Source organism: Streptomyces sp. NPDC031365 (genome assembly GCF_055569765.1).
This window is the reverse complement of sequence record NZ_JBVIIM010000031.1, coordinates 29,284-51,251: the sequence shown is the minus strand read 5'-3', so window position 1 is coordinate 51,251 and position 21,968 is coordinate 29,284. Positions and strand designations below refer to the sequence as shown.

At 71.7% G+C, this 21,968-nt stretch carries 20 protein-coding genes; 10 read left to right on the top strand and 10 right to left on the bottom strand.

What is annotated here, in order from left to right; all coding sequences use genetic code 11:
• Positions 1-10 precede the first annotated feature (10 nt).
• Positions 11-526, top strand: coding sequence for a hypothetical protein (locus ACZ5C2_RS32175; RefSeq protein WP_468799268.1), 516 nt, complete (start codon positions 11-13; stop codon positions 524-526).
• 10 nt (positions 527-536) lie between these two features.
• On the opposite strand, the gene ACZ5C2_RS32170 is transcribed toward ACZ5C2_RS32175, so the two are convergent.
• Positions 537-1,574, bottom strand: coding sequence for an alpha/beta hydrolase (locus tag ACZ5C2_RS32170; protein ID WP_468799266.1), 1,038 nt, complete (start codon positions 1,572-1,574; stop codon positions 537-539).
• Between the two features lie 450 nt (positions 1,575-2,024).
• Here ACZ5C2_RS32170 and ACZ5C2_RS32165 point away from each other — a divergent pair, with 450 nt between their 5' ends.
• The gene (locus tag ACZ5C2_RS32165) at positions 2,025-2,303 is read left to right on the top strand and encodes a metal-sensitive transcriptional regulator (RefSeq protein WP_468799264.1); all 279 of its coding nucleotides are present in this window, start codon (positions 2,025-2,027) and stop codon (positions 2,301-2,303) included.
• A 400-nt stretch (positions 2,304-2,703) separates the two neighbouring features.
• Here the strand turns inward: ACZ5C2_RS32165 and ACZ5C2_RS32160 are convergent, their stop codons facing one another.
• From ACZ5C2_RS32160 to ACZ5C2_RS32135, 6 genes are all read right to left on the bottom strand, one after another.
• Positions 2,704-2,970, bottom strand: coding sequence for a metal-sensitive transcriptional regulator (locus tag ACZ5C2_RS32160; RefSeq protein ID WP_468799262.1), 267 nt, complete (start codon positions 2,968-2,970; stop codon positions 2,704-2,706).
• 41 nt (positions 2,971-3,011) lie between these two features.
• On the bottom strand, positions 3,012-3,380 hold the full coding sequence (gene trxA / locus ACZ5C2_RS32155; protein WP_468799260.1) for a thioredoxin: 369 nt from the start codon (positions 3,378-3,380) through the stop codon (positions 3,012-3,014).
• A gap of 211 nt (positions 3,381-3,591) precedes the next feature.
• Complete coding sequence (locus ACZ5C2_RS32150) at positions 3,592-4,452, bottom strand: sulfite exporter TauE/SafE family protein (protein WP_468799332.1); 861 nt, start codon at positions 4,450-4,452, stop codon at positions 3,592-3,594.
• Between the two features lie 8 nt (positions 4,453-4,460).
• On the bottom strand, positions 4,461-5,042 hold the full coding sequence (locus ACZ5C2_RS32145) for a rhodanese-like domain-containing protein (RefSeq protein WP_468799258.1): 582 nt from the start codon (positions 5,040-5,042) through the stop codon (positions 4,461-4,463).
• Positions 5,039-6,445: an MBL fold metallo-hydrolase gene (locus ACZ5C2_RS32140; RefSeq protein ID WP_468799256.1), complete on the bottom strand. Its 1,407-nt coding sequence runs from the start codon at positions 6,443-6,445 to the stop codon at positions 5,039-5,041. The genes ACZ5C2_RS32145 and ACZ5C2_RS32140 overlap by 4 nt, the downstream gene beginning before the upstream one ends.
• Positions 6,442-6,798, bottom strand: a complete 357-nt coding sequence (locus ACZ5C2_RS32135; RefSeq protein ID WP_468799254.1) for a rhodanese-like domain-containing protein — start codon at positions 6,796-6,798, stop codon at positions 6,442-6,444. Before ACZ5C2_RS32135 ends, ACZ5C2_RS32140 begins: the two co-directional genes overlap by 4 nt.
• Before the next feature lie 488 nt (positions 6,799-7,286).
• Between ACZ5C2_RS32135 and ACZ5C2_RS32130 the strand changes: the two genes are divergently transcribed.
• From ACZ5C2_RS32130 to ACZ5C2_RS32110, 5 genes are read left to right on the top strand one after another with little or no spacing between them, the layout of a single operon-like run.
• Positions 7,287-7,805: a hypothetical protein gene (locus tag ACZ5C2_RS32130; protein ID WP_468799252.1), complete on the top strand. Its 519-nt coding sequence runs from the start codon at positions 7,287-7,289 to the stop codon at positions 7,803-7,805.
• A complete protein-coding gene (locus ACZ5C2_RS32125) occupies positions 7,775-9,202 on the top strand; it encodes a hypothetical protein (RefSeq protein WP_468799250.1) in 1,428 nt (475 codons plus the stop codon). Before ACZ5C2_RS32130 ends, ACZ5C2_RS32125 begins: the two co-directional genes overlap by 31 nt.
• Entirely contained in the window at positions 9,199-10,626 is a 1,428-nt protein-coding gene (locus tag ACZ5C2_RS32120; RefSeq protein ID WP_468799248.1) for a vWA domain-containing protein, read from the top strand. The genes ACZ5C2_RS32125 and ACZ5C2_RS32120 overlap by 4 nt, the downstream gene beginning before the upstream one ends.
• A gap of 57 nt (positions 10,627-10,683) precedes the next feature.
• Positions 10,684-11,808 (top strand): ATP-binding protein, encoded by a 1,125-nt coding sequence (locus tag ACZ5C2_RS32115; RefSeq protein WP_468799246.1) that lies wholly within the window; start codon positions 10,684-10,686, stop codon positions 11,806-11,808.
• Positions 11,805-14,735: a DUF5682 family protein gene (locus ACZ5C2_RS32110; protein ID WP_468799244.1), complete on the top strand. Its 2,931-nt coding sequence runs from the start codon at positions 11,805-11,807 to the stop codon at positions 14,733-14,735. Before ACZ5C2_RS32115 ends, ACZ5C2_RS32110 begins: the two co-directional genes overlap by 4 nt.
• Before the next feature lie 153 nt (positions 14,736-14,888).
• On the opposite strand, the gene ACZ5C2_RS32105 is transcribed toward ACZ5C2_RS32110, so the two are convergent.
• Positions 14,889-17,984, bottom strand: coding sequence for a glycosyl hydrolase (locus tag ACZ5C2_RS32105; RefSeq protein ID WP_468799242.1), 3,096 nt, complete (start codon positions 17,982-17,984; stop codon positions 14,889-14,891).
• Between the two features lie 147 nt (positions 17,985-18,131).
• On the opposite strand from ACZ5C2_RS32105, the gene ACZ5C2_RS32100 reads away from it, so the two are divergent.
• A complete protein-coding gene (locus ACZ5C2_RS32100) occupies positions 18,132-18,302 on the top strand; it encodes a hypothetical protein (protein WP_468799241.1) in 171 nt (56 codons plus the stop codon).
• 198 nt (positions 18,303-18,500) lie between these two features.
• On the opposite strand, the gene ACZ5C2_RS32095 is transcribed toward ACZ5C2_RS32100, so the two are convergent.
• Positions 18,501-19,361 (bottom strand): helix-turn-helix transcriptional regulator, encoded by an 861-nt coding sequence (locus tag ACZ5C2_RS32095; protein ID WP_468799240.1) that lies wholly within the window; start codon positions 19,359-19,361, stop codon positions 18,501-18,503.
• Positions 19,362-19,448: 87 nt separating this feature from the next.
• Here ACZ5C2_RS32095 and ACZ5C2_RS32090 point away from each other — a divergent pair, with 87 nt between their 5' ends.
• Both ACZ5C2_RS32090 and ACZ5C2_RS32085 read left to right on the top strand, forming a co-directional pair.
• Entirely contained in the window at positions 19,449-20,219 is a 771-nt protein-coding gene (locus ACZ5C2_RS32090) for an SDR family oxidoreductase (RefSeq protein WP_468799239.1), read from the top strand.
• Between the two features lie 107 nt (positions 20,220-20,326).
• On the top strand, positions 20,327-20,536 hold the full coding sequence (locus ACZ5C2_RS32085) for a 4-oxalocrotonate tautomerase family protein (protein ID WP_468799237.1): 210 nt from the start codon (positions 20,327-20,329) through the stop codon (positions 20,534-20,536).
• Positions 20,537-20,585: 49 nt separating this feature from the next.
• Here ACZ5C2_RS32085 and ACZ5C2_RS32080 read toward each other — a convergent pair whose 3' ends face one another.
• Entirely contained in the window at positions 20,586-21,944 is a 1,359-nt protein-coding gene (locus ACZ5C2_RS32080) for a GH1 family beta-glucosidase (protein ID WP_468799235.1), read from the bottom strand.
• Positions 21,945-21,968: the final 24 nt, after the last annotated feature.

Below are 21,968 nucleotides of genomic sequence, written 5' to 3'. Positions count from 1 at the left end.
AGCAGTACGGATGAGGATCAGACGACAGTGGGGTGCCCTGCTCACAGGAGTGGTGATCATGACGGCGGCCGCTCTCGGCGCGGCTGCGCCGGCGCAGGCCTACAACCCCGACCCGAAGGTGTCGTTCAAGTACGTCGACACGGACAACTGCCCGTGCTCCGTCAGCGACTCGTACGACGGCACCTACTTCCGTCATGACCCCGACGGGAAGGCCGTGAAGATCAACCTGTACCACCCCGACTCAGGAGCCTGGCTGGGGAAGATCGAGTTCCACCCGTACGGCGAGAAGCTCTGGGTCTACGACACCAAGAACGACGGCGACACCTTCTACGTCCAGCTCAATTTCGCCACAGTCTCCAACATCTACCCGGTGGGGCCAGTGGTGTCGGCGCCCGGCACATCCGCCGCCGTCGACTACACGACGTACGACTACGACCTCGCTGAGGGAGGGGCCTTCCACGTCTCGGTGTACGACGACGCCGGCAAGAAGGACCACATCACCTCGACCGGCGCCGTCGTGAGCTGACCGCGCACCGTCAGGCGTCGACCCGCAGGGCGTTGAGCAGCATCGGGAGTGAGGCGTGCAGTTCGCGTTCCCAGTAGGCCCAGGTGTGGGTGCCGGGGCCGTAGAAGTGGGTGGTGACGTGTTGCGCGCCCACGCGCTGCAGTTCGGCGGCCAGGGCGTGGTTCTGGCGGTTGAAGTCGGCCTCGAGGGCGCTGGTGCTGCCCGGTGGGTCCAGGGGGCCGGTGGTGCCGTCACCGCAGGACAGGTACACGGGGAGGGACTTGAGTCGCTTGGCGAGGTGGACGGGGTCGTGGGCCTGCCAGATACCGCGCTGGGCGACCGGGTCGCCCCAGACGCGGAGCGGGTCGTTGTTCTGGCCCGCGAAGAAGCCCATGATGCGGTTGACCGACTCCTCGTTCAGGAGCGGGTGCGCGGAACCGGAGTAGGCGGCGGTCGCCCTGAACATGCCGGGGTGGCGGGCGGCGTACAGCAGGGCGCCCTGGCCCCCCATCGACAGGCCGGCCACCACGCGGTCGCGTCCGGCGCCCCAGTCGCGCTCCAGGAGGTGGCGCAACTCCACGGTGTGGAAGGTCTCCCACGCGGGGTCACCGCCCTCGCCGTGGTTCCACCAGTCGCTGTACCAGCCGTTCCAGCCGGCTTCGGGCATGACGACGAGGACGTTGCGCAGGCTGTCGATGTCCGCGACGTCCGTCTTGGCGGTCCATGACGTGTAGTCGCCGCAGCAGCCGTGCAACAGCCAGAAGGTGGGCCAGTGTTGGCGGCGGTCGGCCGGGTTCCAGCCGTCGGGCGTGAGGAGACGGACCTTGACCGTCCGGCCGCCGAGGGCCGTCGAGCGGACGGACAGGTCGACCTGGCGGTCCGCGACCTGGGTGACGGCGACGACCTCGGCGCCGTGCGGTCGTGGGGCGGCGCGGGCGGAGACCTGCTCACCGGTGGCGGCGGCCGTGGCGGACGGGGCGGCAAGTGCCGGTGTGATCGGGACGAGGGTGAGGAGCAGTACGGCGAGGACGAGTCGTAGACGGGTTCTGAGGGTCAGGACGGCGGTCACAGCGGCTCCCTGCGGTGCGGTTCGTCGCTTCATGAACGGTTCAACCGGGCTCGGAGACTTGCTGTGAGGCAGCATTCACCACGGGGCACTCGTGCAACAGTGCTCGCGTTCGTACGTCGGGGGCAGCCGGGCCGGATTCGGCCGTCACGGGTCCACCTGTGACGGCGGGGGGTACCGGGCGCATCCGCGATCCGCCCGGTATCGCGATGATGGCCGACGAGTCCGTGTGGGGCGTACCGGCCGGGGTGCGACGGTACGTTCCAGCAGGCCGACGGGGGGCATGGCGGACTCGCAGCGTAGGTTTCACAGCGCTGGGCGGCTCGGAGCGGAGTGGACGGGGCCGGGGGTGCTCCTGTGTGTGAGGGCGCCGTGCGGTTGCCTCTGCCTTTCCGTCCGGATGAGTGCCGAACGGACTAGAATACCCTGCGGGGTATCAATGGAGGAGGCTGTGTGGAACTGGACATGGCGGCCGACGAGCTGAAGAGCGTGCTCAACCGGCTGCGACGGGCGCAGGGACAGATCGCGGGGATCATCAGGATGATCGAGGAGGGGCGGGACTGCGAGGATGTGATCACGCAGCTCGCCGCGGTCTCCCGGGCGCTCGACCGGGCCGGTTTCGCGATCATCGCGACGGGGTTGCAGCACTGCATGGCCGAGGGCGGACAGATGGACGGCGACCGGGACCAGATGCGCGCCCGTCTGGAGAAGCTGTTCCTGTCGCTGGCCTGAGCACCGTTCCCACGTCGCGGTCCCGGCGCACACGAAGGCGGCCGCGAGGCCGGCGGGGCCACCGCGAAGCCAGGGCACACCGCGGGCGGGGCGCGGAGACCTGCGCGGCGGGGCACTTCGCCCGTCCCGGGCGCCGCCGGGGTGGCTTCCCGCACGGCCGGGCTCCGGCGGCGGCGCGCCTGGGCGAGCCGACAGGGGCCGAGAGCGAAGGGCCCGGCGGCCCGGCGGCCCGGACCTGCCCGTGGATCAGGGCGTTCAGCCGCGACGGGTGCCGCAGGATGGCGTACCGCCCGGTGCGCCGGAGAATCGACCGCCCTGACGGTTCCGCGCGCGGGTCGGCGAGACGGCGCCCCGGGATTCCTCGCCCGGTCGTGGCCCGCCCGGTGAGGGCGGGAGTGTCTCAGGAGAGGGAGAGGAAGAGCTTCTCCATCTTCTGGGTGTCGAGGCTGTCGGCTCCGCCCTCCTGGGTCAGGCACTGCTTGAGACCGCTGGCGACGATGGCGAAGCCGGCCCGGTCCAGGGCGCGGTTGACCGCGGCGAGCTGGGTGACGATGTCCTCGCAGTCGCGCCCTTCCTCCAGCATGCGCACGACGCCGGCGAGCTGGCCCTGGGCGCGCTTGAGCCGGTTGGCGGCCGACCGTACCTGGTCGGCGGGGAGCTGGACCATGGGTGTTCCTCTCTACGGACCGGGCGGGGACCCGGCTGCGGTCACTGGCCGGAGCTCTGGGTGGCGAGGGAGGCGCGCACCTCGTCCATGTCGAGCCCGCGGACGGCGGTGATCACCTGGTCCAGGGCCTGGGGCGGCAGGGCGCCGGGCTGGGAGAAGACCAGGACGCCTTCGCGGAAGGCCATCAGGGTGGGGATGGAGGTGATGTCCGCCGCGGCGGCCAGGGCCTGCTCGGCCTCCGTGTCGACCTTGCCGAAGACGATGTCGGAGTGTGCCTGGGAGGCCTTCTCGTAGACGGGGGCGAACATCCGGCACGGTCCGCACCAGGCGGCCCAGAAGTCGACGAGGACGATGTCGTTGCCGGTGACGGTCTGCTCGAAGTCTGCGGCGGTGAGGGCGACGGTGCTCATGGGACGGTTCCTTCCGTTTCACCGAAGTTCGGGGGCCGAATACCCCCTGGGGTACATAACACCGAGGTGGGGCGGGTCATTCCGCCGGCGCTCCACGGGTGCTCCCGCCTGCCCCGCGGGGAGCGTATGGGGACGGCGGCACGACATGCCGCTGCCCCGGCGCGCCGAAGGGGCGTGCGCCGGGGCAGCGGGGGGCCGGGGCGGCAGGGGACTAGGTCCGGTGGACGGCTCGCCGCAGCGGGCAGCGGGCGACGAAGCCGTAGCAGACACCCGCACCGGCGCCCAGTGAGGCGATGGCTGCGAGGACCGGGACGGCTATGTGGGCGGGGGCCTGCTGGATGAGGACGAAGGTGCCCATGGCCAGCACGAACCAGGCGAAGAGCCGGGAGAGGACGTGGGCGGGGACGCGCCCGGCCAGCCGCGCCCCGGCGAGGCTGCCGACGACCGCGAAGCCGGTGACGGCCAGGGTCAGGCTCCAGTTGATCTGGACGCTCGAGAGGTAGCCGGCGAAGCCGGCGGCGGACTTCATCGCGATGACGAGCAGTGAGGTCCCGATGGCGACCGGCATGGGCAGCCCGCCCAGCAGGGCCAGAGCGGGGACGACGAGGAAGCCGCCGCCCGCGCCGACCAGGCCGGTGGCCAGGCCGACGGCCGCACCGTCCAGCAGGATCCTCCCCACCGGGAGCTGCGTATGGGTCCGGTCGGGGCCGTCGGTGCGGCGGCCGGACCGGAGCATGGCGGCGGCGGTGACGATCATCATGACCGCGAAGGCGATGAGCAGGACGGCGTCGGGAATGCGGCCGCCGAGGAGTCCACCGGTGTAGGCGCCCGCCATGCCGGCCGCCCCGAACAGGACGCCGGTGCGCCAGCGGACCCGTCCGCCGCGGGCATGGTTGATCATGCCCACGGCGGAGGTGACGCCGACGACGAACAGGGAGGTGGCGATGGCCTCCTTGGCGTCCATGCCCGCGACGTAGACCAGCAGCGGCACGGTCAGGATCGACCCGCCTCCCCCGAGCAGCCCGAGGGAGACGCCGACCAGCAGCGCGAGGACCAGGACGAGCGTCAGCATCATGCTGATCACCTGCCGTCGGCCAGCTGGGCGACGGCCTTGCGCGGGTCGAAGGACGGGGTGCGGTTCCACGGCATCTTCGACAGCAGTACGCCCATGGCGCAGGTGTTGCTGAGGGCGGCGAAGGCCAGTCCGCCGCCGACGAACGCGGACAGCGCCTGCAGACCGGGGACGGCGAAGCTGCCGAGGGCGCCGACCAGCACCAGGGAGCCGGCGGCCAGGCGGACCTGGCGCTCCATGTCCCAGCGCTCCTGACCGTAGTTGGTCGGGGCACCGGACTTCTCCCAGGCGGTCATGCCGCCCGAGAGGACCGCCAGGCCGGGGAGCCCTGCTTCGGCGAGGGCGCGTTCGGCCTGGCCGGCGCGCTGGCCGGAGCGGCACACCAGCACCACGTCGGTGTCCAGGTGCCGGGTCAGTTCCTCGCGGTGCTCGCGCAGGGTGTCGAGCGGGACGTTGTAGGAGCCGGGGATGTGGGTTCCCTCGAACTCGGCGGGCGAGCGGACGTCGAGCAGGCGCGGCGGGTGGGTCGAGTCGAGCCTGGCGCGCAGTTCGTCGATGGTCAGGCTGCGGGGGGTGGTGGGGGTGGTCACGCGTTGGTCTCCTGTCGGTTGTCGCGGGTCGCGGGGATGTCGGAGCGGAGGGTGCACAGGCCCAGGTCGAGGGCGTTGTCGAAGCTGTCGTCGACGGCGACGACGTCGCGGCCGCGGGCGTGGAGCAGCGCGGCGACGACTCCGGCGCGGTAGCCGCCGGCGCAGTGCACCCAGAGGCGGCCCGCGGGGATCTCCGACAGGCGCCCCGGCACCTCGTGGATGGGGATGTGCACCGAGCCGGGGATGTGCGCCTCGTCGCGCTCCTGGTTGCGGCGCACGTCCAGGACGACGAGGTCGTCGTCGCCGCCGGCCAGGGCGGCCTCGAGGTCGCCGAAGGTGGCGCGGTCGTAGGAGGCCGGGGGCTCGCCGCCGGTCCAGTCCTCGGGCCCGCCGGTGGCCATGGCGGCCGGGCGGTCGATGCCGATGCGGACCAGCTCACGCTGGGCCTCGGCCACGTCCGCGGCGCTCTCGCCGAGCAGGGTGACCGGGGTGCCCCACGGGATCAGCCAGCCCAGGTAGGTGACGAACTGGCCGTCCAGCCCGAAGTTGAGGCTGCCGGCCAGGTGCCCGGCGGCGAAGGCGGTGCGGTCGCGCAGGTCCACCACCCACTCCCCGGCCTCGATCCTGCGCCGCAGCTCGGCCGGTTCCGCCACGGACGGCGCGGACAGGTCCGGCTTGCCGGGCGCGCCGGAGTTGGCCGGGCCCATGTGGGCGTAGTAGGCCGGGTAGGCATCCAGGCCCGCCAGGAGCTGCTCGACGTAGGCCTCCTCGTCGGCGGTCAGCGCGGTGTTGGTCCGCTTCTCCTCGCCGATCGTGCTGGACAGTCCGGCGGCCTGGGTCGCGGAGCAGAACGAGCCGAACCCGTGGGTGGGGTAGACGGCCGTCTCGTCCGGCAGTTCCTTCGCCAGCCGGCGCGCCGAGCGCCACTGTGCCCGCACCAGGGTGTCGGTGTGGTCCGGCCCCAGCAGGTCGGGCCGTCCGGTGGAGCCGTACAGCAGGGAGCCTCCGGTGAACACCGCGACCTGCTGCCCGTCGGCCTCAAGGGCGTAGGACAGGTGGGTGTGGGTGTGGCCCGGGGTGTGGATCACCCGCACCCGCAGGGTGTCACCGACGTCGATCACCTGGCCGTCGCGCACCGGGGTGCGCTCGTAGGAGACCTCGTCGTCGGCGTTCACCAGGTACTGCGCGCCCACCTCACGGGCCAGGGCCAGGCCGCCGGTGACGTAGTCGTTGTGGATGTGCGTCTCGAACACGTGGGTGATCCGCACTCCGGCGGCGTCGGCCAGCGCGGTGACGCGGTCGTAGTCCCGCTGGGGGTCGACCACCAGGGCCACGACGCCGTCGTGGGCGAGATAGGTGCGGTCCCCCAGGCCGGGGGTCTCGACGGGCAGGACGGTGATCATCGCGTCTCCTCCGAAGTGGTCGGGACAGGGCGGGTGCCGGGCTCGTCACCGGTGACCACGGGGCGGTCGGCGTCGATCCAGGCGGCGGTGCCGCCGCTGACGCTGTGGGCGTCGTAGCCCAGGTCGCGGAGCAGGGAGGTCGCCTGTGCGCTGCGGCCGCCGCTCTGGCAGATCACGTGGACCGGCCGGTCCTTGGGCAGCCCGGCGAGTTCGAGAGGGAGGTTGGGAAGAGGTGCCGACCGGGCGCCGGGGACGTGGCCGGCGCGGTACTCGCCGCTGTTGCGGACGTCGACGACGAGGGCGCCTGCCGTGTGCGCCTCGGCGAACCGCTGCTGGTCGATCTCGGGAACCATGCGGGGAACTCCTGCTCGCTTGCCTTCAGAAATACCCAGGGGGGTATGCCATGACTCAACCGTAGCAGGGCCCGTCTTATGCCCCGGGGGGTATCCAGGAGTGATGCGCCTCACGCGTACGGGACTCGCCTGCCGCCATGAATCGGGGAGGTGGCCCGTCACCACCCCGCGCCCCCGGGGCCGGCTCCTGGTGATGCGTCGCCCGCGGCCGGTGCGGGTGGCGCCTGCGGGACGGACGGGAAGCGCACATTTCCACCGGTGGGGCCCATCGTCCTGGCCACCCGTGGGACCTGCTACGCCCCCGGACACCGGCGGTGCCGCGCGGCCGGGTGGTCGACGGCGGAAAGGTGCCGCCGCACACCGCGTCCTCCGCCGCGCGTCAAGAGCGCCCGCAGGGCCGGGGCCCCGGTCCGGGCGGCGTTGTCAGTGGTCGTCGATAGATTCTTTCGTGTTCCGCCGGTTCGGCGAGGACGTCCCCTTTCGCATGTATGGGAGATGGTGCGTTGTCCGTCTGGGAGAGGTCGAGCACGGCGCGGGTGGTGCCGTCCGCGCGGCCGCGGAAGCTGGCCAAGGTGCCGTTCGTCGAGTTGGCCGACGGGCGCTTGCAGGGTGTGGTGTCCAGCGGGTCGGACATCGGGCGGGTGTATGTGTCGTCGGTCGAGACCGGGACGTACGCCTTCGCGTGCAGCACCAACAACAACCGTCCCTGCGGCGGGGCGCGCGGCGGTTTCTGCAATCACATACGCGCGCTGGTGGATGAGGCCGTGCTGCAGTACGGCGTCGAGCGCGTGGCCCGGTACCTGAAGGCCGAGGTCACCGACGAGGACCCGGGCGCGCACTCCGTGTTCAGTGCCATGTACGCCACGCGGCCCGCTCAGGGGGACAGTTCGGCCGCGGCCCAGGTGTTCAGCCGGTTCCTGCGGCATCTGGCCTATCTCGAATTCGCGCCGACCACCGCTCCCTTGCCGGAGATGCAGTGGTTCCCGACGACGAGGGCGGTGGCCTGATGCGCACCGATCTGCTGACCGACGTCATCACCGGGCTCGACGAGGCACTCACCGCCGTGGACGGATTCGACGAGGCCCTCGTCGACGGGCTGCTCCGTCCGCAGCCGGCGCAGGCCGTCGGGCTCGCCGGGCTCGCCGAGGCCGTCGCCGGGTCACCGCTGGCCGGACGGGTCGCCGAGGCGGCCGAGAAGACGGCGGCCGGTGCGGCCGGTGAGGACCACTTCGTGGCGCTCGCCGCCGCGCGCACCGCACTGCTCGGTTCCGTGCACGACGCGCTCGTCGTGCGGGCCGAGGAGGCCGTCGGGCGGCCGCGCGCCGGGGAGGACGGCGGCACCGCTGCGGCCGGGGATGCGGCGCACGCGGTCAACCTGCATGTGGCCGCGCGTAGTTGGCTGTGTGATCTGGCGCGCGCCGGATGGCACGGGATCGATCACGACCTGGTCGCCGGGGCCGCGCCCGTGGTGTCCGCGATGCTCCCGGAACCCGGTCTGCGCCGCCTTGCCGCGCTGCTCGACGGCTTCGCCGCGGAACTCGCCGCGTCCTGCCCCGGAGCGTCCCTGGAGCACGTTCCCGTGCGCCGGTGGGCCGATCTGTGGTCGCGGGCCATGCTGCTGACGCTGCCCGGTGCGGTCTCCGCCCCCGCTGTCGCGGAGGTGACAGGCCGTCTGCTGCCGCTCGGTGTCGACGTCCAGGAGCACGCCACCGCCGTACAGGCGCAGGTACACGCCGTGTTCGAGCCGGCGGACGGGGGCGCGCCGCGGCTGGTGCGGGCCAGTGTGTCCGCGCCGAAGCCCGACACCGTCGTCGGGGCGGGGCTGTGGCAGCTGCTCCGGCCGCACATGTCCCTGCTGGCCGCCGTGGGTGAGGGGCGTGCCGTGGACGTGGACGCGATGCCCGTCACCGGTGAGGGCGATCTGGTCTGGGACGACACCCGGGCCAGGACGGGCGAGCCCGCCGACGTGTTCGCCACCGCGCGGGTGGCGCTGCCCTCCGCGGCCGCCTCCCCGGTCTCGCCCCTGGACCGGCATCCCGCGCGGATCGCCGTGCCCGTGCTGGTGGAGGGGTACGGCGTGGAGGACGGCGAGGACGGGGTGGCCTTCCGGTTCGCCGGGGGGCGTCTCGCCGTGGACGTCGGCCGGGTTCCGGCCGCCGGTCCGCTCACCCCGGAGGCCGTCGCCTCGTCCGGTGCGTGTGTCGGGCTGCTGCGCTGGGACGCCGGGGAGTTCCTGCTCCAGCCGCTCGCCGTCGAGCGGACCGTGCGGAAGAAGCCCGTCGCCGTGCATGCGGGGGCATGGGCCGGGGGTACGACCGACAAGGCCGGCGTGCGGGCCGAGAAGGCGGCGACCGACGCCGTCACCGTGCTGCGCGAACGTGCCGGAAAGCTGCTGCGGAAATGAGCGAGGAGAGCGTTGCCGGGGCCGCGGTCCCCGATCCCGACGAGAACCGGCGGCAGGTGCTGTACTGGCGGCTGCTGGCCCGCCTCTTCGATCCCGAGGAGCAGGCCTCACTGGAATCCGCGAGCCTGGCCGTGGTCGAGGACATCGGTCTGCCGTCCGCCCTGCTCGACCCGGGGGCGTCGGTCGACTCGGTGGTGCAGCGGCATCCGGAGCTGGCCGCCGAGCTCGACGGGCTGATGACGCCCGCACCGGACGAGGACGCCACGCGTGACCGGGCGGCGGAGGTGCGGCGCGCGGCGCTCGCGTCGAAGGTGCTGCTGAATGTGTTCTCCTCCGGCTCCGGTACCGTCACCGCCGAGCAGCTGGCCCGCTGGCAGTCCGACGCGGGCTGGCTGGAGCGGGCGCTGGGGTGCCGGCCCGGGGACCTGCGGGGCGGGCGTGGCGGCGGCGTTCAGCCGGCGGGGGCCGGAGGGGGCGTCAGTCCGACCGGTACCGGTGTCGGCGGGCCCACGCCCGATCTCAGCCGGCTGATTCCCGGGATCGGGCCGGAGCTGGGCTCCATCGAGGCCGGTCTCGTCAAGCGGATGCACCTGCGCGAGGTGCTGGCCGACCCTGCCCTCGCCTCCCGGCTGACGCCGAGCATGTCGCTGATCGAGCAGTTGCTGCGGGACAAGGACAACCTCTCGGGGGTGGCCCTGGCGAACGCCAAGGCGCTCATCCGGCGTTACGTCGACGAGGTCGCCCAGGTCCTGCGCAGCCAGGTGGAGAAGGCCACGGTCGGCGACATCGACCGGTCCGTCCCCCCCAAGCGGGTCTTCCGCAACCTCGACATCGACCGCACCATCTGGAAGAACCTCACCAACTGGAGCCCGGAGGAGGAGCGGCTCTACGTCGACCGGCTCTACTACCGGCACACCAGCCGCAAGACGACGCCGCAGCGGCTGATCGTGGTCGTGGACCAGTCGGGCTCCATGGTCGACTCGATGGTCAACTGCACCATCCTGGCGTCCATCTTCGCCGGGCTGCCGAAGGTCGACGTGCACCTCATCGCGTACGACACGCAGGCGCTGGACCTCACGCCGTGGTCGCACGACCCGTTCGAGACGCTGCTGCGGACGAAGCTCGGCGGGGGCACCGACGGCACCGTCGCCATGGCGCTCGCCCAGCCGAAGATCGCGGAGCCGCGCAACACGGTGGTGGTGTGGATCTCCGACTTCTACGAATGGCGCACGCACGAACTGTTCGACAGCATGGCCGCCATCCACCGTTCGGGGGCGAAGTTCATCCCGGTGGGCTCGGTGACCAGCGGGGGCCGCGGCAGCGTCAACCCCTGGTTCCGGGAGCGGTTCAAGGACCTCGGTACGCCGGTGCTCTCCGGCCACATCAAGAAGCTCGTGCACGAACTCAAGACGTTTCTCACGTGATCGACGCGGCAGCGTCACACGTCTCTCTTCGATCACCGTACGAAAGGCTCTTCCTTCATGTCCGACCTGCTGCGCGCGCCCGCCGAGATCAAGTTCGCCGAGGAGCTCGACTGGCTGGAGTCGATCGACGACAACCCCAAGCCGTTCTCGTGGCGTCTGTCCCCGAAGATGGTCCGTCTGTTCATCCTCGGCTCCGAGCGGGCCGACGGACTGGACCGGGAGGTGTCGCAGAAGTGGTTCGGTGACCGGAGCTTCGTCGAGCGGTCCATCGTCACGCTCGCCTCCGACCGCGGCCTGCTCCTCATCGGCGACCCCGGCACGGGCAAGAGCTGGCTGGCCGAGCTGCTGTCGGCCGCGATCTGCCGCAACTCCACGCTCGTGGTCCAGGGCACCGCCGGCACCACCGAGGACCACATCAAGTACTCGTGGAACGTCTCCATGGTCATCGCCAAGGGGCAGTCGCGGGAGTCGATGATCCCCTCGCCGATCATGACCGCGATGGAGGGCGGCGTCATCGGCCGCTTCGAGGAGCTGACCCGGTCCACGAGTGACGTGCAGGACGCGCTGATCTCGATCCTCTCCGAGAAGTACATCTCCGTCCCCGAGCTGGAGAGCGGGGGCGGCGACGACAACATCGTGTTCGCCAAGCCCGGCTTCTCCATCATCGCCACGGCCAACAGCCGCGACCGGGGGGTCAACGACCTGTCGTCCGCGCTCAAGCGCCGCTTCAACTTCGTCCGCATCCCGGTGGTGACGAACAAGAAGAGCGAGGCGGAGATCGTCCGGTTCCGCACCGAGGAGCTGCTGCGCCGGCACTCGATCGAGCTGGATGTGCCGCCTACCCTGCTCGACGTGCTGCTGCAGAGCTTCGCCGATCTGCGCGCCTCGGCCGCGGCGGCCGGCAGCGACGACGAGAAGCTGGAGTCGGCGCTGTCGACGGCCGAGCAGATCGGTGTCCTGGAGGACGCCGTCCTGCACAGCAACTTCTTCGGCGAGCGCGCTCTCACCGCCCGTACCCTCGCCTCCTCGCTGGTCGGCTCACTGACCCGGCGCGAGCCCGAGGACCTGGCCATCCTCAACAAGTACCTGCACGGAGTGGTCGAGCCGCGCAGCAAGGAGGAGGGCGGCTCCTGGCCCGAGTTCCTGGAGGGCGGCCGCGACGCGATCGCCACCCTGTCATGAGCGGGCCCCAGCAGAGCACGGAGGGCACGTCGTTCGACGCGCTGCGTGGGCAACTGCGGGAGGCGGCCACCACGTTCGCGGGCGGGCAGGACGCCCTGGAGGGCATCCTGCTCGGCATGGTCGACGACGTGGACCGCGCGGTGCGCGAGCCGCTGGAGATCTTCCCCGTCTGTCACCACTCCCCCGCCTCGGCGCTCGCCATGGCCCGCAGGCTGCGGGAGAAGCAGCCCAGGGTCGTGTACCTGGAGCTGTGCGAGGACATGGCGCCGCTCCTCACCGAGTTGCGCAACTGCCGGCTTCCGGTGGCGGTGCAGGCGTTCGCCGGTGACATCGACGGCTTCCCCCAGGAGTGGGCACCGCTGTCGGTGGTCGCGCCGATCACCGAGGCGTCGGCCGAGTACCAGGCCATCGCGTACGCCCTGGACACGCCCGGGGTGGAACTCGTCCTGGTCGACCGGTCCTCGGACCATGTCTTCCAGTGGGACAGCAGGGGCGAACAGGTCCCGGAGGGGAGCGAGCCACCGGCCGGGGCGGAGGCCGCGCTGCACGGTGAGGCCGTCGGGGTCGAGATCGGTGACCTGCGTCCGCGATTCGCCGAACTGGAGGAGCACCTGCTGCGCCACGGCAAGGTGCGGCACTGGTCGGAGTGGTGGCACCAGTACGTCGAGGTGCCGCTCGGCGACAGCGCCGCCGGCCATGACACCTACCGCCAGGTCATGTTCCTCATCGGCAGCCTGTTCCGGCGGCTCGCCCCCGGTGACGGCGCCCGGGTCCGGGTCGACGAGGACCGCGAGCGGTACATGTGGACGCGGATGCGCGAACACCTGGCGGCGACCGGCACGGACCCGGAGGACTGCCTGTACGTGTGCGGGGCGTTCCACGCGGCCAGCCGGGTCGAGGAGTTCGGCGTCCACGGCAGCGCCGGTACGTTCACGATCTCACCGCGTACCGCCACCACCTGGCAGTACGGGCTGATCCCGTCCAGTCACGCCGCGATCGAGGCGCAGTTCGGCCTCGCCCCGGGCTCGGTGTCGATCGCGGCGACGGAGTGGGCGAAGAACCTGAAGCGGACCCGGGTGAAGCCGTACCGGCTCCAGGGTCAGGCGGGGACGAAGAAGTCCGCGAAGAAGCCGGCGGCCGCCGCTCCGGCCGTATCGGCGCCGCCGGCCACGGCGGCCGACGACCGGCTGACCGGCTTCCTGCGCAGGCCACCCGTGCTCGACTCTCTGGACGAGGCCGAACTGCTCGGCTGGTCGGTGGACATCGTGCGCGCGGCCCGGCGGGACGGCTACCTCGCCTCCACGGCCGACGCCATCGCCGTGTTCGAGACGTCCATCCTGCTCGCCGGCATGCGCGACCGGGCCAAGCCGACGCCGTACGACTTCCAGGACGCGGCGGTCACCTGCATAGAGAAGGACAGCGTCCCCGGCCGGCGGGACGTGCGGCGGCTCGTCGAGATCATGATGGGCGGCGACCGGATCGGACAGGTGGGCTACGAGGCCCTGCCGCCGCTCGCCCGCGACGTGTACGACCGGCTCGAGCCGCTGGGGCTGAAGCTGCAACAGCGCGGTGTGCAGCGGGCCCTGCTGGACATGACGTCCCGGCCGGAGCTCGAGACGTGCTCCGACATCCTGTGGATGCTGCGTCGGCTGATGCCGCACGGTGCGGCACGGCCGATCATGGGTGAGCGGCGGCTCGGTGAGCGGTCGATCCAGGAGTCCTGGGACCTGGCCCTCGGCACCCACCAGCGCGCCCTCATCGAGCTCGGCTACGAGGGTGTCAGCGTCGAGCAGGTACTGGAGCAGCGGCTGCGGCGCGACGCGTACGGGCCGCAGGCGACGACCGCGACCGTGCTGGCGGCGGTCGAGGACACGCTGCTGTTTCTGCGCGGCCGCCGTCTGGCCGACGAGCTCGGCACGCACGCGCTGAAGGTGCTGGCCGCGGAGCGCGGTGTCGACGGGGCGCCGGAGGTGCTGCGCCGGGCACGTGCGCTGCTGGCGTACTACCGCACCAGCGAGCCGGTGCTGCCGGGGTGGATCGAGTCCTTCGTCAAGACGGGGTACGCCCACTACTGCACGCTGCTGCCGACGGCGTTCCGGGACGAGGACGCGACGGTGGGGCAGGTCGCGGCGATGCTCGGTTTCCTGTTCAGCATGGAGAGCCTCGCGCTGTCGCTGGGATGCGACCGGACCCAGCTGGAGCTCGCGGTCGCCCAGTCGCACCCGGACGACCCGTCAAAGACGGCTCTGCTGTGGGCGGCGCAGGTGCAGCTCGGCACCCTGTCCCGGGCGGAACTGCGGGCCCGGTGCGACGAGTTGCTGGACAACCCGCTGGTGGTGCCCGCCTACCCGCGCTACCTCAGCGGCTTCGTGCAGGCCCTGGAGCCGGTGCCGGGGCTGGCGGACGTGGTGGTGGAGGCGGTGTCGAACGCGTTCGGGCGGCTTCCGGACACGGTGCTGCTGCCCTGGCTGCCCCTCCTGATCACCACCCTGCGCTCCGGCGCGGCGGACCTCGCTCCGCTGCTGGTCCGCGAGGCGGGGCGGATCTTCCCGGGCCGGCTGGCGGCGCTGGACGCGTGGATACCGCCGTGGCGGATGCCGGAGACGGGTCCTTTCGGCGTTTCCCGGGCGAAGGCCGCGGCCGAGGTCCCCCTCGGCGCCACGCTGCTGACGGCTCATCCGGAGGCGTGCGACGCGGTGGCGGAGCTGCTCGGCTGTGAGGAGGGCTGGGCATCCTCCCGCGCCCCGGTCCCGTCGGGCGCCGGGCTGCTGGCTGCGCATCCGGCGGCGTGCGACGCGGTGTCGGTGTTGCTGGGGTGTGACGGCGAGTGGGCCGCGGGGGCCGGTGGGCCCTCGCCGGGCGTCACGCTCGTGAGGCGCCATCCAGCCACGTCACAGGCCGTTGAGTCACTGCTCACCGCCACCTGACGGCTGCGTCGGGACCCCGGAGTCACCGGAGCCCCGACGCACACCAGGAGAAGCCCCGCCGCCGTGGCCGGGCCCCGGAGTCACCGGAGCCCGGCCGGGTGCGGGCGCCCGGTGGGAGAGGCGTGCCCGGCCGGCACGCCACCGGGCCCGTGGTCAGGCGAACGGGATGGTCAGCACCGAGCCCTTGCCCACCTGGAGGGTGGAGGGGCCGTTGCCCAGTGCGCTCCAGACCTCGACGCGAACGGTGCCGCCGTCCAGGTCACCGAGGGTGCCCGAAGCGGAGTGCAGCCCCTGCCGGGCCGAGGAGTACTCCTCCCAGCCGGGGACCGGGTCGGTGGCGAAGTAGCGGTACGTCTCCACGCGGTCGAACGTGCCGTCGCCGGTCAGGTCGTACGACACCCGGGCCTGCTGGGCGTGTCCGACGGAGGTACCCGCGTCCACGGCGAAGGTGAACGCCGTGGTGGAGCCCGCTTCCAGTGTGCCCTTGACGTTCTTCACCTCGTAGACGAGCGGAGTCCTCGGGGTTCCGTCGTTGTTCTGTCCGCCGGCCGAGGGGATGGTGTCGGAGCCGGCCGTCGCGGTCGCCTCGGTGGCGAGCCCGCCGCCCGAGCGCGGGTAGAAGGTGTCCCCCGTGACGTGTGGCGGAGGAGCGTCACCGGTGGTGGTGACGGTCACGGTGCCGCTCGCCGGGCCGACCTGGCCGGAGGTGTCGCGGGCCTTGACGCTGTAGGTGTACTCGGTACCGGGGGCCAGCCCGGTGTCGGTGTGCGTGGTCCCGGTGGCGGTGGCGACCTTGGCGGTGCCGCGGAAGACGTCGTAGTTCGTGACGCCCTTGTCGTCGGTCGCCGCGGCCCAGGTCAGCTTGACGGAGGTGTCGGTGACGTCGCTCGCGGCCGGGGTGCCGGGCGCGGTGGGCCTCTCGTCGTCCGGCGGCGGTTCCTCACCGCCGCCTACGGCGCCGCAGAGCGTATCGAGCCTCGTGTCGTCGCCCGCTCCGGACGCGGTCGACTTCGCCGGGACGTTCAGGACGCCGCCGTCGGAGAAGACCACGGAGCACTCCTGGGTGCCGTAGTTGTGCGCGGCGTACGTCGTGGTGCCGTCCTTGTCGAAGGCGACAGCCGTCGGCATGTTGGCGGTGACGGACATGTCCGGGGCGCCGATGGAGTTCATCGTGGAGACCCAGTGGTACGTGTGGGCCTTGGTCTCGCCCTCCTCGGGCACGTATCCGCCGTTCCCCTGGTTCCACTGCTGCATCGCCTTGGCCGGGTCGTAGAGTGCCTGGACCTGCCAGAAGATGTCGCGCCACTCGACGGCCGGTCCGCCGTTCTCCCTCTCCATCTCCGCGACGCTGCGGCGCAGCATGTCCTTCTCCCGGGCCAGGTGCAGCGAACCACCGGTCATGGGAAGGAAGTTGATGCCGTGGATCTCCTCGGGGTTGGCGGTCCACCAGGTGGCGTAGGCGCCGCCGCTGCTCCAGACCATGCCCACGGCGTCATGGGTGAAGTCCTCGGGGTAGACCTGCTGGTCGGCGTCGAACCAGTACTGCGCGATCGACTCCGACTCGGTCATCATCATGTAGACGCCCTGGTCGCGCAGCGCCTTGTCGCCCACGGCCGAACCCCACATGATCAGGCCGGCGCTGAGGTTGATCGACTCCGAGGACGACTCCTGGTTGTTGCCGGCGGCGAAGGCCTCGTGGCCGGCGGCCCAGCTGTGGCCGGCGTAGACGTCGAAACCCCGCAGGAAGGGGTACTTGGTGTCGTTCCTGGCCGGGTTGGCGGCGTCCTTGACCAGTTCCCCGACCATGCCGCCCCACTCCGAGTCGGCGGCCCACTGCGGGTCGTACTGTGCGACGACGGCCGCGGCCATCACGTAGTACGAGTAGTGGAAGTGGTGGTCGTTGAGTTCCTGGTCGCTGCCGTAGGAGGCGGGGTAGCCGATGAGGGTGCGCCACTTCTGGTCGTAGGAGAACTCCGAGGGCCCCCCGACGGTGAACCACTCCTGCATACGTGCCTTGAGCAGTCCAAGGAGCTTGTCGCGGCTCGCGGTGTCGCCGATCTGGTCGGCGATCGGCACCAGCTGGGCGAGCTTGCCCAGGGCCTTGCCGGTCCAGTAGGTGTCGACGGCGCCGCTGAACGGGTCGTCCTGCGCCAGCACGTCCTCGATGTACGTCCTGAGCTTGGCCCGGTCGACGCCCGCGGCGCTCGGCAGCCCGGGCAGGACGCCGTTCACCTTCTGCACGGTGGTGAAGGACGTGCCCTCGCGGACCTTCATCTCACCGCGCGGCGAGACGTAGGTGTAGTCGGTCAGCGGGTCGGAGGTGTGCAGCCACTGGTGGCGGTACAGCGCCTGGAGGGTGCCGGTCTCCTCGCCCTCCTTCGGCTCGGTGATCAGCTTGTAGGTGGCCTCCACCTCACCGTCGCCCTCCCGGTAGTCCCAGTCCACCTGGGAGCCGGTCACGAAGCTGAAGGCGTACTTCTGGTAGTCGGCGAGCGCGTCCTTGCTCGGCAGGACCGCCAGGGAGAAGTAGTCCTCGGAGCCGAGGTCGGCCCGGATGTCGCTGCCGGAGACGGTCCAGTCGCTGCCGCTCGGGGCGAACAGCGCGTAGTGGTGGCCGGAGATGGTGACCCCGAGGACGTTGCCGCGGTCGGCGAACACGGCCGGCGTGGCCGCGGCGCTGATCTGCGCGGCGCCGCCCGTGCCTTCGGCGTACACGTACGGCATGCCGTGGCCGATGGTCGCCCGCAGGGTGCGTGTCCCGTCGTTCCAGTACGGAGTGACGGTCCAGTCGCTCCAGCCGTCCGCCTTGGCGTCGGGTGAGTTGAGACCCGTGAGACCGAGGGTGAGGTCGGGCTTGTGCGGGAACTCGTACTGGCGGCCCTCACCGACGATCTGGTGCGTGGTCGGATGGCCGACCTCGAGTCCGCCGGACACCGCCTTGTAGGTGAGGGGGTGTCCGTACATGTTCTCGGACCACGGGTTGGCGGCGAAGCGCTGGAAGGCCAGTGAGGACCACCAGTCGTTGGTCGGAACCGGCTTGTCCGCCACGGCGGACGTGACCTTCGGCTCGACCGCCTGACCGCTGTTGTTGGACGGTCCCTGCGTTCCGGCCGGCCGGACATCGCTGTGACTTCCCTTGCCCACGGGGACGGTGGCGGCCGAGGCGGACCCTGCACCAGCGGTCGCCACCAGTCCCGTGGCGGCCAGGGCAGCCGCCGACAGGAGGGCGAGACGTCTACGGAATCTCATGAGCCACCTTTCTGAGAGCGCTCTCAAGAGTCCCGTCAACGTAGGGGCATGACGATGAACGGTCAACAGTTGTAACCAAGAACGACCCGTCGGGCAGGGCGGGTTCAAGCGCTGACGCCTCGGCGCGCACGGACGGGGAGCCACGGTGTGCAGGGGTTCCCTCCCCCGCACAGGGGGCCCGGGCGTCGGACCGCCCACCCCCGCCGGGTCGACTCGAAGCGAGCCGGTGCCGGACCGGCGGACATGGTCGTGGAGGCGGTGTCGAACGCGTTCGAACGGCCGCCGGACACGGTGCTGCTGCTCTCGCTGCCCTTCTGATCACCGCCCCGCACTCCGGCGCGGCGGACCTCACCGTGCTGCCGATCCGCAAGTCCGGCCGGACCCTTCCGGCCGGCGGCGCCCGACCGCCTGGCCACCACCGCGCCGGCGGATCCCGGAGACCGTGTCTCCGTGCGCGGTGGGGACGACCGGGACACGCCGTCCCGGGTGCGGGCGTCCCGGCTCGGCCGCGTCCCGTCAGGGTGCGGGGTCGACGACGTCCTGGGTGCCGAGGACCGCGAGAAGGCCGAGCAGGTCGGCGCTGTCGGTGCCCAGGGCGGGGGTGAACCAGAGCAGGCGCTGCCTGCCGTCCTCGCTGAACAGGTTGAGGCAGTTGACCGCGACGACGCCGAGTGCGGGGTGCTGGATGCGTTTGCGGTCGTCGCGCCGGAAGGCCACGTCGTGGTCGGCCCACAGTGCGGCGAACTCGGGCGAGGTGTCGAGCAGCGACCGGATCATCGACGTGGCCTCGACGTCCTTGGCGTCCCGCCGGGCTGCGGCCGCCCGCAGGTCGGCGACGAACGCACGGGACTGGGTGGCGTGGTCGGCCTCCGGGTACAGACGCCGGGCGTCGGCCTCCGTGAACCACCGGTGGACGAAGCTGGCCCGGGGCCCTTGGAAGCGGGAGTGGTCTCCCAGAAGCGCCACCGCGAGAGGGTTCTGCACCAACGTGACATGCAGATCGGTGATGACCTGCGCGGGTGTCGAGGGCATCCGCTGGAGCAGGTCGAGCATGCCGGGATGGACGTGTGAGGCCGGACCGCCCGGGGCGGGCACCGGGCGGTCCGCCAGATGGTAGAGGTAGTCCCGCTCGTCGGCGGTCAGGCGCAGCGCCCGGGCCAGTGCGGCGATCATCTGCTCCGACGGCTGGGATCCGGCGCCCCGCTCGAGCTCGTTGTAGTAGTCCACGGATGCCCCGGCGAGCTGGGCGACCTCGTCCCGGCGCAGCCCCGGCACCCGGCGCCGGGGCCCGGCCGGAAGCCCCACGTCGGCCGGCCGGATACGGTCACGCCGCGACCGCAGGAACGCTCCCAGCTCGGTGTACTTCGCAGAACCCATGTCGGCCATTCTCCGCCCGGCCGGGGCGCCGGCCCAGGGGATGACATCACCTGGTTCCGCCGGCCGGCACCGCGCATCGTGGAGGACATGACTACGAACGACTTCCCTTCCACGCCTTCCACACCGGCACCCCCGCGGGTTGCCGTCGTCACCGGCGGATCACGCGGCATCGGCCGCGCGGTCTCGCTCGAGCTGGCCCGGGACGGTCTGGCCGTCGTGGTGAACTACGCCAGGGACGCGGCCTCGGCCGAGGAGACGGCCGGGACGATCACCGCCGCCGGCGGGCGGGCGGTCCCCGTGCGGGCGGACGTGGCGGACGAAGAGGCGGTCGCCGCGCTGTTCGACCGGACGGAACAGGAGTTCGGCGGCGTGGACGTCGTCGTGAACTGCGCCGGCCGTCTCGCCCTGTCGCCCATCGCCGACCTCGATCTGGCGGTGCTCGACGCGGTGCACCGCACCAACATCCGCGGCGCCTTCGTGGTGGCCCAGCAGGCCGCTCGGCGGCTGCGGGCGGGCGGCTCCTTCCTGGGCGTGTCGACCTCCGTGGTCGGTGCGCGTTTCCCCGCTTACGGGGCGTACGTGGCGAGCAAGGCCGCCATCGAGTCGATCACGCTGATCCTCGCCCGCGAGCTGCGCGGCCGGGACATCACGGTGAACACCCTCTCCCCCGGGCCGACGGCCACGGACCTGTTCCTCGACGGCAAGACGCCCGAGGAGATCGACAGGCTCGCCAAGACCCCGCCGTTGGAACGGCTGGGCACCCCGGAGGACATCGCCCGGGTCGCCGCCTTCCTCACCGGTCCGGCAGGGCACTGGGTGAACGGGCAGGTCCTGCGGGCCAACGGGGGCATGGTGTGAGCATCCGACCGCGCATCGTGCCGGTCACCCCCGAGACGTCCGTACGACGTCCCGTGACGGCCTACGACGTCCGCATCATGAGACAGAGCTTCCGGAGGAGAACAGCCATGCCTTTCGCCAACTTCAAGGTCCCCGCGGGCACCCTCACCCCCGAGGACAAGAAGAAGATGGTCGAGCGCACCACCGACCTGTATGTGGAGATCTACGGTGAGCGGGCCCGTGCCACCACTGTCGTGCTCGTCGACGAGGTTGTCGACGGGGGCTGGGGTGTGGCCGGCGACGTCCTCACCGCCGCCGTGCTCAACGGCGACGCCTGAGCCCCGGCGCCGGTGGGCGCGGGGGCCCGCCCCCGCGCCCACCGGAACGTCAGGCCGCGCGCCGTGCACGGGCGCGGTGAGCGCGGATGATGTCCGCGTACCGGTGGCCGGAGCCCTTGATGGTGCGGGTCTGGGTGTCGTAGTCGACGTGGACGAGCCCGAAGCGCTTGTCGTAGCCGTAGGCCCACTCGAAGTTGTCCAGCAGCGACCAGGCGAAGTAGCCGGCCAGCGGAGCACCCTTGCGGGCGGCCGCGGTGCAGGCGGCCAGGTGCCGTGCGAGGTAGTCCTGGCGTTCCGGGTCGTCGACGGAGCCGTCGGGGCGGACGACGTCGGGGAAGGCCGAGCCGTTCTCGGTGACGTAGAGCTTGCGGGCGCCGTACTCGTCGGTGAGGCGCAGCAGCAGTGCTTCGATACCGCTCGCGTCGATCTCCCAGTCCATGCCGGTGCGCGGGACGCCGTCGCGGCGGACGAACGCGGCGTAGGGGGCGGGGCCGTTCGGGTCGGCGGCGACCACCTGGGGGAAGTAGTAGTTCAGGCCGAGCCAGTCGAGTGGGGCCGCGATGGTCTCCAGGTCGCCTTGCCGCTCGGGGAGTTCGACGCCGTAGACCTCGCGCATGTCCTCCGGGAAGCCGCGGCCGTGGACCGGGTCGAGCCACCAGCGGTTGGTGTGGCCGTCCATGCGGACGGCAGCGGCCCAATCCTCGGGACTGTCGCTCGCGGCGTGGATCGTGGAGAGGTTGTTGACGATGCCGACCCGGGCGTCCGGGGCGGCGGCGCGGATGGCGCGGGCGGCCAGACCGTGGCCCAGCAGGAGGTGGTAGGAGGCGCGGACGGCGGCGGTCAGGTCCGTCCGGCCGGGGGCCATCGTGCCCTCGAGGTGGCCGATCCAGGCGGCGCACAGGGGCTCGTTGAGGGTCGCCCAGTGGTTCACGCGGTCGCCGAGGCGTTCGGCGACGACGGAGGCGTACGCGGCGAAGTGCTCGGCGGTGTCGCGTTCGGGCCAGCCGCCGCGGTCCTGGAGGGTCTGCGGCAGGTCCCAGTGGTAGAGCGTGACCGACGGGGTGATGCCGGCCTCGAGCAGGCCGTCGACCAGCCGGTCGTAGAAGGCCAGGCCCTTGTCGTTCACCGGGCCGTCACCGCCTGGCAGGACCCGCGGCCAGGCGATGGACAGACGGTAGGCGTTGGTGCCGAGACGGCGCATCAGGCCGATGTCCTCGCGCCAGCGGTGGTAGTGGTCGCAGGCGATGTCGCCGTGGTCGCCGTGGTCGATGGTGCCGGGGGTGTGCGAGAAGGTGTCCCAGATCGACGGGGAACGGCCGTCCTCCGCCACGGCCCCCTCGATCTGGTACGCCGAGGTGGCCGTGCCCCACAGGAAGTCGTCGGGGAGGGCGGCGTAGTCGATGGTCACGGAAGTCCTTTCGGGATCAGGGGA